Raw genomic sequence first — 17,240 nt, 5'->3', positions numbered from 1 at the left:
GCTTTAAAATGTTAGGTGGATTTAGCTAAAAACATAACCTAACAAACCCTGTTTGGCGAGAACATTGTATCATGATCCAGAGTGCGGACAAACAGGTAATGTGGGTTGGTAGTTTCAACCGAAGTAGTGGCTGCAATCGTGGATAAAAACTGTAATAACTAAGTCATTGGCCTTCTTTGCTCGTTCCAACAGATCGTTACAAACTCGATTACCGACAGTTGTTCGTAGATTCTTAGGACCGCATACAAGGCAACGGACTACATCTGTCCTCCTACAAGCTCGTGAAGGATGATATGAAAATGAAAAAAGCCACTCTATGGAGTGACCTTTGGTTGCTACCTAGCGCGATGAAGCAAAACATTCTTCTCCACCGACTTACGGTGGGAGATAACCTTTGCAGGCACACCACCAACGATAGAGTAAGGTGGTACGTCCTTATTTACGACAGCACTTGCAGCTACGACAGCTCCTTCTCCAACGGTGACACCTGCCAAGATAACCACATTAGCTCCTATCCAGCAATCGGGGCCAATGGAAATGTCCTTCTCTTCCATTGGCTGGTCCTGAATGTATCCAGCGTCCATCTGAATGCCATGATTATCAGCCACAATCACAGCATTAGGTCCGAGTAGTGTGTGAGCTCCAATTGTGACTTTAGAGCTTTTGGAGGCCCATACCTTACAGCCTTCATTAATCCAGACCCTTTCACCGAGGTGAACATTCTCCGGCGACCGAAAGGTCATCGAAGAGTCGATAAAGCCGCCACCGTAGCTACCAAGCCGTGGAATTGCTCCAAGACTTGTATTATAGCTGCTCTCGATCTTTTTAAGGGTGTACCTCCAAAATGACGGCTTCAACAATGTTTTCAACAGTCCAAAAGCCATAATAAATTTTTCTCCTCCCCATCCCACTCATAATGAACGCTATTTCTCATAAGATTCTACTACCGACACAGACGGCGCTCTGTTTTTTTTCATATTTCCAATAACTCGACTAACAATTTCTCTTGCCCCCGAGGTTTTAGCTTCCGTTATTAAAGAGATCAGCCATGCATACAACAGCAACGCTGTAAAGACAATCGGCAGATATAAGAAATAGTTTGTTGTGCTCTGTTGCCAAATAAAATCCGAACTTCCAGCAGCTTTGCGTCCAGATGCTTTTGAGATGAAGTTGATTACAGGGTAATGTACCAAATAAAGCGTGTAGGAAAATCCAGCCAGATTGGTAAAAACGGCAGCAGGGCGGCTCGTGTTTGAAAGATTGTAGAAGGATATGATCATATACACTAGGAACGCAGCTACTAAGCCAAGTGCAAAATCAAAGCCGTACTGTTTAAGTGGCAAGTAGTAAGTAGGATAAATGTTGAAAGCTTTTGGCGCAATGGACACCATTATAGCAGCCATCAGCGTGCCAACAACAAGAAGAATTTTGACAAACATATTTTTCAGCTTAATCGGCTTAATAATCGCTACTACTGCACCAAGAAGCCAAATTAAGAAGTAGAGCATAACCTTCCATCCTACAAATAGGGAAATGGAAGAAAACACTATAAAACTCAAAACCTTCCCTCGCTTGGTTTTAGCTTTGAACACCAAGAGTAAGCACGGAAAGAGGATGTAATACCAGAACTCGAAGCTCAGGCTCCACAGCGGATTGTTTAGTCCGAATGTAGGAGAGTAAATATGCTGCATAAAGACAAGATTAGAAAAGAAATACTTGATACTCAATGCGTCAGTCATTGCTACGCCTTCGCGGGTATACTCTTGTCCGTACAATTGAGACTGGAGCACTCCCCAAAATAGAGTCAGCAGTAGCGCTGGAATCAAAACAATCCAGAGACGCGTCCCCCTGTTAATTAGGTAATCCCTCCATGACCATCTTCCGCTATCCTGCATCTTGAGAACGGAGCTGGAAATAAAGTACCCGCTGAGCACAAAGAAGATGATCACAGATGGAAAACCAAGACTGGTGATCTGTTTCCATATAAATAGCGGGCCAGTCGACCAATCAGGCGTCCCTAAGTGAGACAGGACGACTATCGCCGCAGCAACAAATCTGATCAAATCCAAATAAACAGATGCTCGGCTCCCCGGATTGACCAAATTAAGTCTAGACCCGACTGCTCTCATGCAGCTTCCACCACCTACCATTTTAGATACATAATGTATCATATTGTAGGTTCTTGTCAATGAATTTATGCCTCTTTCTCACCGCCAGCCCAATCGATGTTATACTACAGATTCTCTTCACGGTATTCGTTTACTAGCCTGCCTACAGTAAATTCCAATAATTCGATTACAGCCCTCATTTGGTCAGCTCTTTGTCCAGGTCATCCAGCTAACGCTCTATTCAACCTGACCCCTGTATAAGTTTCAGTACACGCTTATCCATCACTATCACTTTTCACACTACTCCCGCCATCAGAGTGTCATGGTTCACTCGGTCAAAGCACATCGAGGCCAATTAGTGCATTTACCTTGCCCACTACTAGACCTCCTACATTAGTCATCTATAGTGCAAAAAGCGACGTCAAAGGTTACACCCTCACTAACAGGAGCGTTCGCCTTTGACGTCATATTTTAACCGTTATGGACAGCGACCGGTAAGCCGATCTTCAGCGCTAATTCTCCGTACACCTAATCCAGTGCAGTAAAACCCCATCTTTGATTCAAAACTCCCGCATCGGACGATTGGACAACGCTTGCCCCATCGGCTGTAGACTCTCCGTTGATACCAATGACTTTCCCGCTGTTGCGGTTTTTGAGCTTAAACGTTCCTGCGCCAGTAGGGATGATCTGCCAGTGCTGATTAATCGAAGTCGTGGACGTATACTGAATGGCCGCCGCCCCGTCTGCCGTAGCAGCTCCATTAATATTCAAATACTTGCCACTGTTCACGTTTTGAATTTTGTAATAGCCGCCGCCTGCATCATAAAACTTCCAGACTTGGCCTGCAGCGTTCGAAAACGTATTCTGCACAGCCGCTGCGCCGTCCGCAGTTGAATTTCCGGTTATACCTAAAGCCTTGCCGCTATTTTGATTCGTAATGGAGTATGTTTTCGTTAGATCAATAGTAACGTTCACAGGGCTCCACGTACCTGCTGCAGTATCGATTGACCAGCTCGCGTTACCGTTAATGGTAGGCACTCCTGAACTGTTGAAGGTAACCGGATGCCAGTTGTTTCTTCCTGCGGCAGTCGGTCCTCCCGACATGTTGTTCCAACGGTCGCCCAAGTAAACATACAACGTACCCGAGGTGCCTTGAATCGGCAGAATCTGATCCGTTTGCGTATCGTATGAATTTGTTGTAGCCGGCTTAACTGCGCACACGTTCTGCGCGCTCCATGTGCCGGACAGACTAGTCGCCGACATGCAGTACGTTTGGCTTGAGCCCCAGCCGTTAGTAGCGGACGCGAACATCCAGTAGGTGGATCCTACTTTAATGAGCGTGGACGCCTCTTTGTTCGGGTAGGTGGCCCCAATCGTTTTGACCGTGGACACTACGCTTAAATAGTCCGGCGCCAGCTCGGCAATACGCAGCGAGCCGTTAATTCCAGGATAATCAACTGTCATCGAAATGTACGTTTTTCCGTTGGTGTCCTTAAAGATTGACCCTAAATCTCCCACGGTATTTCCGGTTGGCAGCGGATCGTTATTGTTAAAAACAAATGGACCTGTCGGAGACGAGCTGGTCAGATAAGTCAGCCCTTTACGAATGGTGCCGACGGAATTATTCCATTCGATAATCATGACATAGTTGTTATTTAAGCTGTTGTAAGCAACGACCGGCCGGCCTAACCAGTCGTTGCCCGAATAACCGCCGGACGCATCGGTAAAACCGGTAAAGTCAACGACATTTCCCTGATAGTCCCAAGTTGCCATATCCGTCGATGTATACAAATTCACTTTTTTGGCACCGTTAACCGAATAGTCGACCCCGTACCAATAAAATGTATTGCCATCCTGCATAACCCAGCCGCCCTGTGACCAGATCTGGTTACCATCCGTATCAAACCAATTGGTGTTGTTCACAATAGCGGCCGGCGCCGCTTTAACGGATGGAGCAAAGCCAAAGGTCGTTAAAACAAGAGCTAGAGCCAGCATAGCAGTCAAAATTTTTCTGGGAATAATCCTCTGACTTAGTAACATTACATTCATCCTCTCTCGAACGTTTTTAAAATCTTGTTTCATCTAAAATCCTGCAGCGTTAGCGTTCTGGATTTCCCTGCACATCCCCCCTTCCAAAATGGAACGTTTACAATTTTGGGTATAAAAAACTCTAGTCTAACCATCTTTCACATGATGATTAGACTAGAGTAGCGGAGCCGACCTTGGCGGAGCCTTACAGCTTCTTGCGAAGCTCAGTAACGGAAGCCCGTCTAGCGCCTGAACCGCGCTGTGCCGCCGGCTCAATTACTGGCGCAGCCTCGCCCGCTTCCTGCATCCGGCGAATTAAGCGTTCACGCAAGTCAGAGGCGATGTCGTTGAACGACTCGATCCCAACTAGGTTGTTGAGCTCATGCGGATCAGACTGCAAATCGTACAGGAACTCCTCCACATAGGCAGCGGATCCGGCGTCCTTCCAAGCATTCGCATCCGCCGCGCTGACGCTGTACTTCCAGCGCTGTGTCCGAATCGCCCTGCCGACTTGCGCTTCGCTGATTTGAACCAATACTTCCTCCGGCCAGCCTTCTCTCTCCCCGCGCAGCAGCGGAAGAATAGAGCGGCCTTGCATGGACTCTGGAACCGGTATGCCGGCGGCATCCAGCAAGGTTGGCGGTAAATCTACGAGGGATATCATTTCTTGCAGACGTCCGCCCGATCTGAAAGGGCCACCGATAAATGCGGTCGGCACGCGGATCGAGCTGTCATGGCAGGAACGCTTGTATTCGCTGTTTCTCGTCTTGAAGTGGCAGCCGTGATCGGAAGTGAACATGACAATCGTGTCCTCTTCCAGCCCCAGGCTGATCAAGCTGTCGAAGATGCGTCCCAGCGCTTCATCAATGCGTTTAACCATTCCGTAATAGCCGCCGAGATGCGCATGCGCCGTTCCTCCAAGCGAAGCCAGATCTCCGGGAACAAATTGGCTGCCGCTATAACGGCCTTCATATCCGCGCGGAGCCGGATAGTTATCGGAATGGTTTTGATGATGAGGCTCTAGATAAGACAGGAACAAAAAGAACGGTTCATCCTTATGCTGATCGATATACCGAATCGCTGCATCCGTCTGCGCGTCTACACGGTAACCCGGAAGCTTGACGGGTTTATTGTCATTGTCATACATGACCGTATCGTACGCATCCGAGGAGAACTCAAGCACATTGGAACCAAGCCAGTACTGATACCCACCCCGTTGATCTTGAGGCACAGGCTCCTGCCCAGCCAGATGCCATTTCCCGATATAGCCCGTACTGTAACCCGTTTCATTAAAGTGATGAGCAAGCGTAAGTTCATCTTGTTTGAGCGGAATTCCGTTGACGTAACAGCCCGTCTCGGTTGCATACTTCCCTGTCTGCAGAGAAGATCTCGCCGGGCCGCATACCGGCTGACACGTATAGGAGTTAAAGACATGTGTGCCTTCCATCGCCATACGATCAAAGTTAGGTGTCAGCCCGAGGGGGTTGCCATGAACCCCCGTCGTGTCAGCTCGTTGCTGGTCGGTAAAAAACACAATCAGATTGGGTCTTTTAGTCGTCTTCGTTGTCATCATCATCTACCCTTACGTTTAGTTTTTGGACTTCTGCCATTCTTCGTTAGCCTGCTGCTCTATTTTTTGACCGCCTTGCTGATAATAATTTTGCACGAATTCATCGAATCTATCAACTGGCCAAACGCCAGTTACTATTTTAACGAAGTATTCGGTCCATAATTTTTTCTCTAGATCTGGATAGTCCAGCTCTGCCGGTACCGTTTTCCACCATTCATTTTTGACTATTTCTGACGATGCAATCTCGAGCGCTGCACGAACGGTATTATCTGTCCAGCGACGATCCGTCACTTGAACGAAGCGAACCGGGTTAGAAAACCCTTTTGCGTACAGATCCGAGTAAGAGGTCTTTTGCGTTATTAAATTTTTCGTTTCATCAAACGTATAATCTACGTTCTCTTCTCCGTAAGTCAGTAGATTTACGCCGCCGTTCGCATCGTCGCTAACCGACCAATCCAGCATTTGAATTAATCGTTCTGGATCTTTGGCATCCACGCTGATCGCGCGCAGCGCTCCGCCTGAGTACGGGTTAACTTCCGGCCAGCCCTTTTTGCCGTCCGGACCCGTTATACGATTAATCATCGTTATTTTAGCCGTTGGCAGCACTTTCAGGAGCGAGGTGTAATAACCGCCGCCGATTGCATTAACGCCAAAAGCATCCCCTTCAAAAACGCCTACCTTGGAATTAATAATTCGGGCGTCCCCTTGTTTCGGTTCCATAACCGGGAATTCAGGATCAATCAAACCTTCCTTATACCATTGCTGCAGAACGGCAAGCGCTTGTTTGGCTTCCGGCGTAACGAAGCTTTTTACGATTTTCCCCTCTTTCTCCGTCCAGAAGATTGAGCCCGACATCAAGCCGATTCCGTATGCGCCAAATACGGTATTAAACACCGTCGCTTTATTGCCGCCTAGTCCATACGTATCGTCCTGGCCGTTTTTGTCAGGATCATCATGTGTAAAACCTTTCAATACCGTATGCAATTCATCCAATGTAGTAGGCTGCTTCAGTCCCAGATTATCCAGCCAATCCTGCCGAACGAGCAGACCAGCCGTATTGGGGGAGTTGAACGATTCCGTTCTTACACCCTGAGGAATTGCGTAGATTTTGCCGTCAAAGGTTACCCCTTCAAAGCGCTCCTTCGGAATGAATTTCATCAAATTCGGAGCTTTGGCAAGCAGATCGTCTAGTGGTCTTAGCAGACCTTGATCGACATACATAGCAAGCTGCGTTGAGTCCACATTGAAATAATCAGGGATTTCTCCAGATGAAATCAATAGATTCAGCTTTGTTTTGTACTCATCGCCAGATATCATGCTGATTTTGTAATCGACGCCCTGCACCCCTGCCTTTTCCATTTGAGCGATAATCTTTGCTTTTGCTTCTCCGCCATTGTCCGGAAATTCCGGAATGCCGTAGTTGAAGAACATAGTATACGTAACGGGTTTGGCCGCCGGATTGGCGCTGGATGAGGTATTCCCGTTTTCGCTGGACGAGCATCCGGCGGCAAGGGTCCCCAGCAAACAAGTCATACATACAACTGATACCATTTTAGTTAACTTTTTCATTTCAAAGCTCCCCCTTCAATCTCGTTTAATTCAGGATTTGACCGAGCCTAGCATCGTACCCTTCATAAAATATTTCTGCAGGAACGGATAGACCGCAAGAATAGGAACGATCGACACAATGACGGTTGCGGCAATCGCAGATTCAGCGGCGAACGTTGTAAACTGACCGGAATCAGTCGCAAGCTGCTGGCCCGCAATAATTTCTTTGAGCAGCAAAGGAAGCGTGAACAGCTTTTTATCGTTCAAATAAATGAGGGCCTGCATAAAGTTGTTCCATAACCCGACGCATTCCCACAAAGCGATTGTGGCAATAACAGGCTTACAAAGCGGCATAATGATAGTGAAAAAAATGCGTAACGGATTGGCTCCGTCCATCATGGCTGATTCTTCAACTTCTTCAGGGATAGTCCGCATGAAACTCTGCATGACAATCACGTTAAATGCCGAAATCATGCCGGGAAAAATAAGCGCCCATAGCGTGTTGGTCAGGCCCAAGCTCTTCACCAGCAAATAGGTCGGAATCATTCCGCCGCTAAAAACCATCGTAAAAATAAGCAGCAGCGTCATGGCCTTCACGCCTGGTAAACCTCTCTTATTGAGCGCATACGCTGTCGTTGCTGTAAACAACACATGAAGAACCGTGCCAACTACGGCTACAAAAATGCTGTTTCGATAGGCCAGCCAAATAAAGCTCGAGCTCAATACGCTTTTGTAGGCGTCCAATGTAAACCCTCTGGGGAAAAGGAACAGCCCGCCTCTCATCGCTCCCGCAGCCGAACTGAGAGATATCGATATTTCATGCCATAATGGATAAAGCGTCACCAAGCTAAGCAGCGCCAGAAGCAGCATATTGCCCGCTTCGAACGTGCGCTCACCCCAACTTTTTCGGATCACAACAACACCTCCTTACCAAAGTCCGCGTTCGCCCATCCGCTTAACGAGCCAGTTCGTAAATACCAGCAAGCATAAACCTACAACCGCTTGGAACAGTCCCGCAGCCGTGGCAAGCGAGAATCTGCCCATTGTCAGCCCTACCCGGTACACATACGTATCGAGAACGTCGGCAACGTTGTAGACGAGTGGATTGTATAGAATAAAGATCTGATCGAAGCCTACATTCAAGATTTGTCCGGTACGCAAAATGAGCAGAACAACAATCGTTGAAGCAATGCTTGGCAGCGTAACATGCAAGACAAGCTTGAATCGGTTTGCGCCGTCTATTTTGGCCGCTTCATACAACTCTTGGTTGACGCCTGCAATGGCCGCTAAATAAATCACGGTGCCCCAGCCGACCTCTTTCCACATTTCCGAACCTACCAGGAAGCCCCTGAATAATTCGGGATTCATAATCGGTGAAGTCGATAAGCCGAGCCATTTGGTTACTCCCGTATCAACGGAGAATACCGAAAACAAGATGCTTCCCAATACAACCCAAGATACAAAGTGTGGGAAATAAATAATCGTTTGCACAATGCGCTTGAACGCCCCGTTAATAAGTTCATTCAGCAGGAGCGCCAGTATAATTGGAGCCGGGAAGTTAAAAAGCAGCTTGTAGAAGCTGATAATGACGGTATTCCTAAGCGCCGTCCAAAAATCGGGAGATTCAAACAAAATGTTAAACCATTTCAATCCTGCCCACGGGCTGTCGAATACGTTTCCAGCAATTCTGAAATCTTGGAATGCAATGGCGATCCCACCCATCGGGATATACTTGAATAGTATGAAGTAGATGATCCCGGGCAAAAGCAATACATAATAGTACTTGTGTTTATGGAACGACTTCATAAATGCGGACGATCTAGATTTGCTTCCCGTATTCATAAGCGCTCCATGTGGTACTTTAACTTGATGACTCACCGTATCCCCTCCCCTCAACCTTGGTCATGTTGTTTACGCTTTCATCGTACGGGGGAATAGACATCAAAAAAATCCTCAGTTTGGGATAACCATGAGGATTTTCTGATATTGGCTCGTCTGATGCCGGAAATTCCGCACAAAGATCCGTTTTTCTAGATGCTTTTCCGATATTCGCCGGGCGTCATACCTTCGTATTTTTTGAAAAACCGGATAAAACTTTGAACATCATTGTAACCGACAGATTGACCTATCTCATGCAGGGAATCATTACAGCTGCTCAACAGCTCTTTGCTTTTGTTAATACGGAATTCCGTTAAATATTCGAGCATGGATTTCCCGGTTTCCGCTTTGAACGTGCGGCTTAAATGGCCGCTGCTGACCCCTATTTCCTCGGCAATCTCCGTAATGGACAGGCTGCTCCCGTAGTGCGCTTCCATATAAACAATCGTTTTGGTCACATATTGATTCGTAACCTGTTTGTCCTGCTGCGCTTCCAGGAAATCGATGATTTTTCGGATATGTGTGATCATAAACTGATACAGCTCATCATTATTTTGGCATTCATTTAATTTGAAAATATCCACCTCGTCATTCAAGCTTCCGATGTCATGCCCTTCCTTCAACAGCTCATTCAGCACGGAGCTCATCAAAACGACGATCATTCCCTGCAGCTTCTCGAACGGATATTTCGATTTATAAATGTACTGCTCGAACAGGTCGGCGACGCATTGATTCGCTTTGACAATGTTCATCGCCGTAACGGAATGAATAAGCTGTTTCTGCAGCAGCAGCGGATACACCAATTTGAGCTCGCTTTTATGGTCCTGCAAAAAGACGATATCGTTGCGGTTGATGACCGCCTTGTAATTCAACATCCGGCGAATCTGCTCGTAGGCCACATGCAGCCGATCCGTGGGCTCCGCATCGCTGACAATCAATTGAAGAGAGATGTTCAGCTCGTCCTGTGCGACCCCGTTCATCTCGGAATAACATTGATAAATGAGTTGCCGTACGTCATCCTCCATGCCGCTCTCCGGCAAATTCACGATAAATCCCAGCTTACTGCGATCCAGAATCGTTCCTTCCACAGGAAAATACTTTTTCAACGTCTCCGACACCATGCTGTAAACAATCAGCTTGCGCTGCGGATCCTCTTCATCTTCTGGCCGCATGGCATCAAATACAGCGACGATGACCGCAAAATACGGTTCTTGAAAAGCAAAGCCTGCCTGCTCCAGCCTTGCAGCATTATCTGAAACATTGTTTCGCAAAATATCCGAAATCAAATGATCCCTCATAACCGGTTCGTTCTGTTTAATAGTATCGATCATGGAGCTGATCGCTCCGCTGACCAGCAGAAATTCATCGTCGGACGGTTTGCTGTTTCCTGAGCCCGTTATGACCTCGATAATTTTCTTCCAAGGATTGTACATCCTGACTGCAAACGTATAGGCAACAGCCAGGCCGATCAGGAAAACGACAAGCACGATCAGCAGCAGCTTGGACATTTTGGCAGCGAGCAGCTCTTTATAAACATCGTACGGAATCAGGTTTACAACCGTCCATCCGTTGCCCTGCACAGCTTGAATATGGGCCAAATAAGTCCGATCATTCATACGTACTTTCTGGAGCGAACTAGACGATACGTTTTTTTCTCCAATAAAACGGTTTAGCGCACCTTGCTCCGCCTCGTTGTGGGCTGAAATAACATTGCCATTGCTGTCCACGATATAAACATTTTGATCATCGATGTTATTCAAGCTATAGATCGTGTTCAGAAACCTGTCTTTCTGAATATTGACGACTAGAGTGCCCAGCGGCTTGGACTCCGTGACCGGAATCGCTTTGTAAAAAGTAATGAAGTTGTCCCGAACCTCGTACCAGAATGACTCATCGCTGTGCGAACGAATCTGCTTCAGGACAGGCTGATCATAAAAAGCGGCCGCATCGTAAAGCCCTTCACCCGAGGTCATAAACCGTTCATTCAGCGAGCTATAGATATATACAGAATCAAATAATTCATTCGAATTGATTTGGTTGCGCACTTGTTCCTTAAGCTGATAATAATCGTACATCGTAAACTCAGATGGATTTTTCAACATTCGGTTCATATCGGGCAAAAAAGATAATTGCAGGGAGTAAAAATTAATTTGATCTATAATGTCTTGGATTGTTTTGGAAACCCGTTGCACACTGTTGTCAGAGGACTGTTTAAGCTGGGATTTCAAATCCTCACTGATGGTATAAGAATATACCGACACGATCATGAGCGTCGGAATAAGCACCGTAATGAAATAGGATAGCAGTTGCTTGCGGAACAAGGAGCGGTTGAATACCGGCTTCTTTGTAAGCCTTTTCAAAAACAATGATGTCCCCTCCTTACTTTCCGTCTCGGAACTTATCAGCCTAAAGTGTAGTCAATCTAATTTAGCTTTGTCAATATGAAAGTAAAAACGCCAGATCGCCTGGTAGACCAGCTAGTCTGACGTTTAGAATCGTATAGAACCATACAGGAAGTACGTTTACCTTCGGCCTCACCTTATCTTTATCCTTATAGTGAAGGTGGGTTGTCTCTCAGAATTACGTTGACGGCTCCGTTGTAGAGATTCGTATCACCAATTATTGAACTGGGGCGCCCAATATATACACGCCAGTCAATTCCGCTATTTCTAGTTTCGAATGTCAATGAAAGTGTGCCTATCCTATTCCCTCCTGTTGAATAGACAACGTATTGGGCAACCGCAGTAGTCGTTTGGTAGAAAAATTTGGCCACAACCTCGAAACGATAGTTGCCCCCAGGAGAAACCGTATTTGGCGATGGCCCAGGAGATTCAAAGTCTCCTGAAAAAGCGGTGCTTACAAAAGTATAATCACTGGTTCTGTTTTGCAAAACAAAACCTTTGGATGCCGCGATGGATACGTCCTCTTCTGCTTCCAGGCTATTGCAGCCGAAGACACTAGTAACAATAACTAGCAAAATAAACAACACTAAAACTAAGCCTAGCTGCATGCCCCATACCTCCATATCATGTTCTATCAACATAGTATGAAAGGTTTGATAGCTTTGACAGGGCTGCCGGATTTCGCGGTCCTATCCTCATTTTTGACCCGAATCTGAGTTTCGTTAGCGCATGGCTACCGAAAAAAACAAACAGCGCATCCCCATATGCGGACGCGCTGTTTGTTCACTGGCTTATCTCTATTGGATTAAGCTTCTATCAGATTAGTTGCCTCCGACGCGCGCCAGCTCTCTCATATTCGCCTCGAACGCGGCCAGAAGGGCTTCGTCACCCTCTAGACCTTGCTCCTCTTCGGCTTTGCGGATCTGTTCCAGCATCCGTTTGTAATCCTTCGGAATGATACGCACGAAGTCGCCGAGCGACTGCTCCCAGTTCGAAAGGATGCGGTCGCCGATCGCACTGCCCGTGTAACGGACGTGGTTCTCAAGCATGCCGCGCAGCTCTTGGATGTCAGCCTCGTCTTCGACGCGCTCCAGCAATACCATCTCCAGGTTAACCTGCTTGTAGAACAACCTCTGCTCATCCAGCACATACGCCACGCCACCCGACATACCGGCCGCGAAGTTCCGTCCCGTGCCCCCCAGCACGACAACGCGTCCACCTGTCATATATTCGCATCCGTGGTCGCCTGTGCCTTCAACTACAACCTTCACACCACTGTTCCGTACAGCGAAGCGCTCGCCTGCGATACCGCGGATATACGCTTCCCCACCCGTCGCGCCGTAGAAGGCAGTGTTGCCGATGATGACATTGTTCTCCGCCGCAAAAGTAGCCTTCGGCGATGGAGCGACAATGATTTTGCCGCCGGAAAGACCTTTACCGACATAGTCGTTAGAATCTCCCTCCAGCGAAAGCGTGATGCCCTTCGGCACGAACGCCCCAAAGCTCTGGCCCGCAGAGCCGACGAAGTGTAAGGAGATCGTGTCTTCTGGCAACCCTGCCGCGCCGTAACGACGAGTTACTTCGCTGCCGAGAATCGTGCCGACTACCCGATTCGTGTTGCAGATTGGGAACGTCGCTTTAACGTTCTCGCCATGCTCCAGAGCCGCCTCGGCAACTGGCAGCAACGACTGCATGTCAAGCGACAGCTCCAGGCCATGGTTCTGTTGCTGAACGTTGTAGCGGACTGCATCCTGAGGAACCTCAGGCTGATGCAGCAGCGGCGTCAGATCGATACCGCTCAGCTTGTAGCGGTCAACCACCTGTTTGCTCTCCAGCTGATCCACTCGGCCAACCATCTCGTTGATCGTACGGAAGCCAAGCTCTGCCATATACTCACGCATTTCCTGGGCAATAAAGCGCATGTAGTTAACGACATGGCCCGGATCGCCCATGAACTTCTTGCGAAGCTCCGGATTCTGAGTCGCTACGCCGACCGGACAAGTGTCCAACTGGCATACACGCATCATGACGCATCCAAGGACAACGAGCGGAGCTGTCGAGAAGCCGTATTCTTCGGCTCCAAGCAGCGTAGCGATCGCGAGATCACGGCCGTTCATAATCTTGCCGTCTGTCTCAACAACGACGCGGTCGCGAAGATTGTTGAGCATGAGCGTCTGATGAGTCTCGGCCAGGCCGAGCTCCCATGGCAGACCGGCATGGCGCATCGAGTTCATCGGGGATGCGCCCGTGCCGCCGTCATAACCGCTGACGAGAATGACATCGGCGCGACCTTTTGCCACACCTGCTGCAATCGTACCTACGCCGACCTCGGAAACGAGCTTGACGTTAATGCGTGCGCGCGGATTAGCATTCTTCAGATCATGAATCAGCTCCGCGAGATCCTCGATGGAGTAGATATCATGATGCGGTGGCGGCGAAATGAGACCGACACCCGGCGTGGAGCCGCGAACCTCAGCAACCCAAGGGTACACCTTGCGTCCTGGAAGCTGTCCGCCCTCGCCTGGCTTGGCGCCTTGCGCCATCTTGATCTGAATCTCATCGGCGTTGACGAGATAGTTGCTCGTCACGCCGAAGCGGCCCGAAGCAACCTGCTTGATCGCGCTGCGGCGGGAATCGCCGTTGGCGTCCGGCACCCAGCGCGCTGGATCCTCGCCGCCTTCGCCCGTATTGGACTTGCCGCCGATGCGGTTCATCGCAATTGCGAGGCTTTCATGCGCTTCTTTGGAGATCGATCCGAAGCTCATCGCACCGGACTTGAAGCGTTTCATAATGTCCTCGATGGACTCAACCTCTTCGATCGGCACCGGCTGGCGGTCCTTCTTGAAGTCGAGCAACGAGCGCAGCGTCATGAACTTGCTGTCCTCACCTTGCACGAGATGGGAGAACTTTTTGTACAGCTTGTAGTCATTAGCGCGGGAAGCCATCTGCAGCGTGTGAATCGTCTGCGGGCTGAACAGATGGTCCTCTCCATCCTTACGCCATTGGTACTCGCCGCCGGAATCAAGCTCTTTCTCCCCGCCCTGCTGTTCGGAATAAGCACGGTTATGAGGCTTCAGCGTTTCTTGAGCGATAATGTCCAGGCCGATGCCGCCGATGCGGGAAGGCGTCCATGTGAAATACTTGTCGACAATCGCTTCCTGCAGACCAACTGCTTCGAAAATTTGAGCTCCACGGTACGATTGAATCGTAGAGATGCCCATTTTGGAAAGAATCTTCAAGACACCCTTCGTTGCAGCCTTGATGAAATTCTTAACGGCCTTCTCATGCGTCACGCCGCGCAGCATGCCCTGGCGAATCATGTCATCCAGCGTCTCGAATGCCAGATACGGATTGATCGCGCTCACGCCATAGCCAAGCAGCAAGGCGAAGTGATGCACTTCGCGCGGCTCGCCCGACTCCAGCAGGATGCTGACGCGGGTACGAGTGCCCTCACGGATGAGATGATGATGCAGACAAGATACAGCGAGCAGCGCCGGAATTGGGCAGTTGTCGCGATCCGAGCCGAAGTCGGACAGAATGAGTACGTTATGACCCCTGGCAATGACGCGGTCAGCTGCTTCGCACATCGTCTGCAGCGATTGACGCAGGCCCTTCTCGCCTCCATCCGCCGGGAAAAAGATCGGCAGCGTGATCGACTTGAAGCCCGGACGACGCACATGACGCAGCTTGGCAAACTCCTCGTTGGAAAGAATCGGAGAATCCAGACGAATCTGGCGCGCGCTCTCCGGCTCAGGGTTGAGCAGATTGCGCTCCGGTCCCAGCGAGGTGCCGGTAGCCGTAATAATCTCCTCGCGGATCGCATCGATCGGCGGGTTGGTTACTTGTGCGAACAGCTGCTTGAAGTAGCTGTACAGACGCTGCGGCCGCTCGGAAAGAACAGCCAGCGGTGAGTCATAACCCATGGAGCCGACCGGCTCAACACCGGAGGAAGCCATTGGCTCAAGAACTTTGCGCAGATCCTCAAACGTATAACCAAAAGATTGCTGGCGCTGCTGTACCGTTGCATGCTCCAGCTCCGGCAGTTCCGGTGCGTCAGGCAGATCGGACAAGCTGATGAGATTGTCTTCAAGCCACTGCCCGTAAGGCTTCTCGGAAGCAATCCGATCCTTAACCTCTTCATCTGAGACGATGCGGCCTTCCTTCGTGTCAACGAGCAGCATGCGACCTGGACGCAGGCGGTCTTTGTAAAGAATATCTTCTGGCTCAACGTGAACCGTACCTGCCTCGGAGCCGAGAATGATGACATCATCCTTGGTTACATAATAACGGGCTGGACGCAGACCGTTGCGGTCGAGCACAGCTCCGATCTGGGTTCCGTCGGTGAACGCCATTGCGGCCGGTCCGTCCCAAGGCTCCATCAGGCAGCTGTGGTATTCGTAAAAAGCTTTTTTCTCCGGGCTCATATCCTCGTGGTTAGACCAAGGCTCAGGCACCATCATCATCGCCACATGCGGCAAAGAGCGGCCAGCCAGATAGAGGAACTCCAGCGTGTTATCGAACATCGCGGTATCAGAGCCGTCCGGGTTGATAATTGGCTTGATCTTCTCCAGATCCTCACCGAACAGCTCGGAGGCGAACAGCGACTGGCGGGCATGCATCCAGTTGACGTTGCCGCGCAGCGTGTTGATCTCACCATTGTGGATCAAATAGCGGTACGGATGCGCGCGTTCCCAGCTTGGGAACGTGTTCGTGCTGAAACGGGAGTGAACGAGCGCAATCGCTGTTTCCAACGTTTCATCGTTAAGGTCGATGTAGAAGGAGCGTACTTGCTCCGTCGTCAGCATTCCTTTGTAAACGATCTTTTTGGAGGAGAAGGATGGGAAGTAGAACATGTCCCCGCCCTCAAGTCCGGCATAGCGAATTGCCAGCTCAGCACGCTTGCGAATGATGTACAGCTTGCGTTCAAAAGCCAACTCATCCGCGAGTGCCGCATTACGGGAAACAAACACTTGGCGTACATAAGGCTTGGCCTTCAGCGCGGACTCTCCGAGCTTCTCGTCGTTAGTTGGAACGGTACGCCAGCCGATCAGCCCTTGGCCTTCCTCGGCGATGATCGCCTCAAGCTTGGCCTCAAGCGCTTCGCGCACAGCCGCATCCTGCGGCAGAAACAGCATACCGACCGCATAATCACCCTCAGCAGGAAGCTGAATACCATCGCGGTTCATCTCACGCTTGAAGAAACCATGCGGAATCTGTAGCATGATGCCTGCGCCGTCGCCGGTGTTGGGCTCGCTGCCCTGGCCGCCGCGGTGCTCCATATTCTCCAGGACGGTAAGCGCCTGTTGAATGATCGTGTGGGATTTGAATCCCTTAATGTGAGCGACAAAACCCATGCCGCAAGCATCTTTTTCGAACTGAGGATCGTAGAGGCCTTGTTTCGGCGGCAATCCAGTCATTTTACTGTTCATCGGATGCAACCTTTCTGTCGGAGGATGGATATAAAAACGGACAGCAGCTAAGGCTTCATATTATATAGACATCTTCATTCCGGATGGCTCTCCGATGAATAAAGATGCATATTAATACATATCCATTTACTGCCGTCCCGTAATTAATAGGGCAGAAATCAGTCGGTTCTCCGGGGGCGAAACCCCGTTAAAAGATAGGCCGGTAGATATAGTTATTCCTCAATTTTATCACTTGGAACGAGGTATATCAATTTAATCTTTTTATGAACATGATTAC

At 49.3% G+C, this 17,240-nt stretch carries 10 protein-coding genes; all 10 read right to left on the bottom strand.

Annotation, left to right across the window (positions count from 1 at the left end):
• Window positions 1-335: 335 nt before the first annotated feature.
• The 10 genes from CGZ75_RS26390 to gltB all read right to left on the bottom strand — a co-directional run bounded on the left by CGZ75_RS26390 (window position 336) and on the right by gltB (window position 16,963).
• Window positions 336-884 carry an acyltransferase gene (locus tag CGZ75_RS26390; RefSeq protein WP_089526399.1) on the bottom strand — a complete coding sequence of 183 codons (549 nt, stop codon included), beginning with the start codon at window positions 882-884 and terminating at the stop codon, window positions 336-338.
• Between the two features lie 39 nt (window positions 885-923).
• Window positions 924-2,129: an acyltransferase family protein gene (locus tag CGZ75_RS21990; RefSeq protein WP_176444967.1), complete on the bottom strand. Its 1,206-nt coding sequence runs from the start codon at window positions 2,127-2,129 to the stop codon at window positions 924-926.
• Window positions 2,130-2,636: 507 nt separating this feature from the next.
• Entirely contained in the window at window positions 2,637-4,190 is a 1,554-nt protein-coding gene (locus CGZ75_RS21985; protein WP_089526397.1) for an RICIN domain-containing protein, read from the bottom strand.
• Between the two features lie 151 nt (window positions 4,191-4,341).
• Window positions 4,342-5,712, bottom strand: coding sequence for a sulfatase family protein (locus tag CGZ75_RS21980; RefSeq protein ID WP_089526396.1), 1,371 nt, complete (start codon window positions 5,710-5,712; stop codon window positions 4,342-4,344).
• A gap of 12 nt (window positions 5,713-5,724) precedes the next feature.
• Window positions 5,725-7,275 (bottom strand): extracellular solute-binding protein, encoded by a 1,551-nt coding sequence (locus CGZ75_RS21975; RefSeq protein WP_089526395.1) that lies wholly within the window; start codon window positions 7,273-7,275, stop codon window positions 5,725-5,727.
• Between the two features lie 30 nt (window positions 7,276-7,305).
• A complete protein-coding gene (locus CGZ75_RS21970) occupies window positions 7,306-8,169 on the bottom strand; it encodes a carbohydrate ABC transporter permease (RefSeq protein ID WP_089526394.1) in 864 nt (287 codons plus the stop codon).
• Window positions 8,170-8,181: 12 nt separating this feature from the next.
• The gene (locus CGZ75_RS21965) at window positions 8,182-9,132 is read right to left on the bottom strand and encodes an ABC transporter permease (RefSeq protein ID WP_245851040.1); all 951 of its coding nucleotides are present in this window, start codon (window positions 9,130-9,132) and stop codon (window positions 8,182-8,184) included.
• 152 nt (window positions 9,133-9,284) lie between these two features.
• Window positions 9,285-11,498 (bottom strand): AraC family transcriptional regulator, encoded by a 2,214-nt coding sequence (locus CGZ75_RS21960; RefSeq protein ID WP_089526393.1) that lies wholly within the window; start codon window positions 11,496-11,498, stop codon window positions 9,285-9,287.
• A 185-nt stretch (window positions 11,499-11,683) separates the two neighbouring features.
• Window positions 11,684-12,142, bottom strand: a complete 459-nt coding sequence (locus CGZ75_RS21955) for a hypothetical protein (RefSeq protein WP_089526392.1) — start codon at window positions 12,140-12,142, stop codon at window positions 11,684-11,686.
• 213 nt (window positions 12,143-12,355) lie between these two features.
• Complete coding sequence (gene gltB / locus CGZ75_RS21950) at window positions 12,356-16,963, bottom strand: glutamate synthase large subunit (protein WP_089526391.1); 4,608 nt, start codon at window positions 16,961-16,963, stop codon at window positions 12,356-12,358.
• Window positions 16,964-17,240: the final 277 nt, after the last annotated feature.

It is taken from the genome of Paenibacillus herberti, assembly GCF_002233675.1.
GTDB lineage: Bacteria > Bacillota > Bacilli > Paenibacillales > Paenibacillaceae > Paenibacillus_O > Paenibacillus_O herberti.
This window is presented reverse-complemented; position numbering and strand designations above follow the sequence as displayed.

What these genes read in the sequence shown, in the direction of transcription:
- CGZ75_RS26390 (WP_089526399.1), bottom strand. Translation starts at nt 884, where the DNA reads ATGGCTTTTGGACTGTTGAAAACATTGTTGAAGCCGTCATTTTGGAGG.
- CGZ75_RS21990 (WP_176444967.1), bottom strand. Translation starts at nt 2,129, where the DNA reads ATGAGAGCAGTCGGGTCTAGACTTAATTTGGTCAATCCGGGGAGCCGA.
- CGZ75_RS21985 (WP_089526397.1), bottom strand. Translation starts at nt 4,190, where the DNA reads ATGAAACAAGATTTTAAAAACGTTCGAGAGAGGATGAATGTAATGTTA.
- CGZ75_RS21980 (WP_089526396.1), bottom strand. Translation starts at nt 5,712, where the DNA reads ATGATGATGACAACGAAGACGACTAAAAGACCCAATCTGATTGTGTTT.
- CGZ75_RS21975 (WP_089526395.1), bottom strand. Translation starts at nt 7,275, where the DNA reads ATGAAAAAGTTAACTAAAATGGTATCAGTTGTATGTATGACTTGTTTG.
- CGZ75_RS21955 (WP_089526392.1), bottom strand. Translation starts at nt 12,142, where the DNA reads ATGCAGCTAGGCTTAGTTTTAGTGTTGTTTATTTTGCTAGTTATTGTT.
- gltB (WP_089526391.1), bottom strand. Translation starts at nt 16,963, where the DNA reads ATGAACAGTAAAATGACTGGATTGCCGCCGAAACAAGGCCTCTACGAT.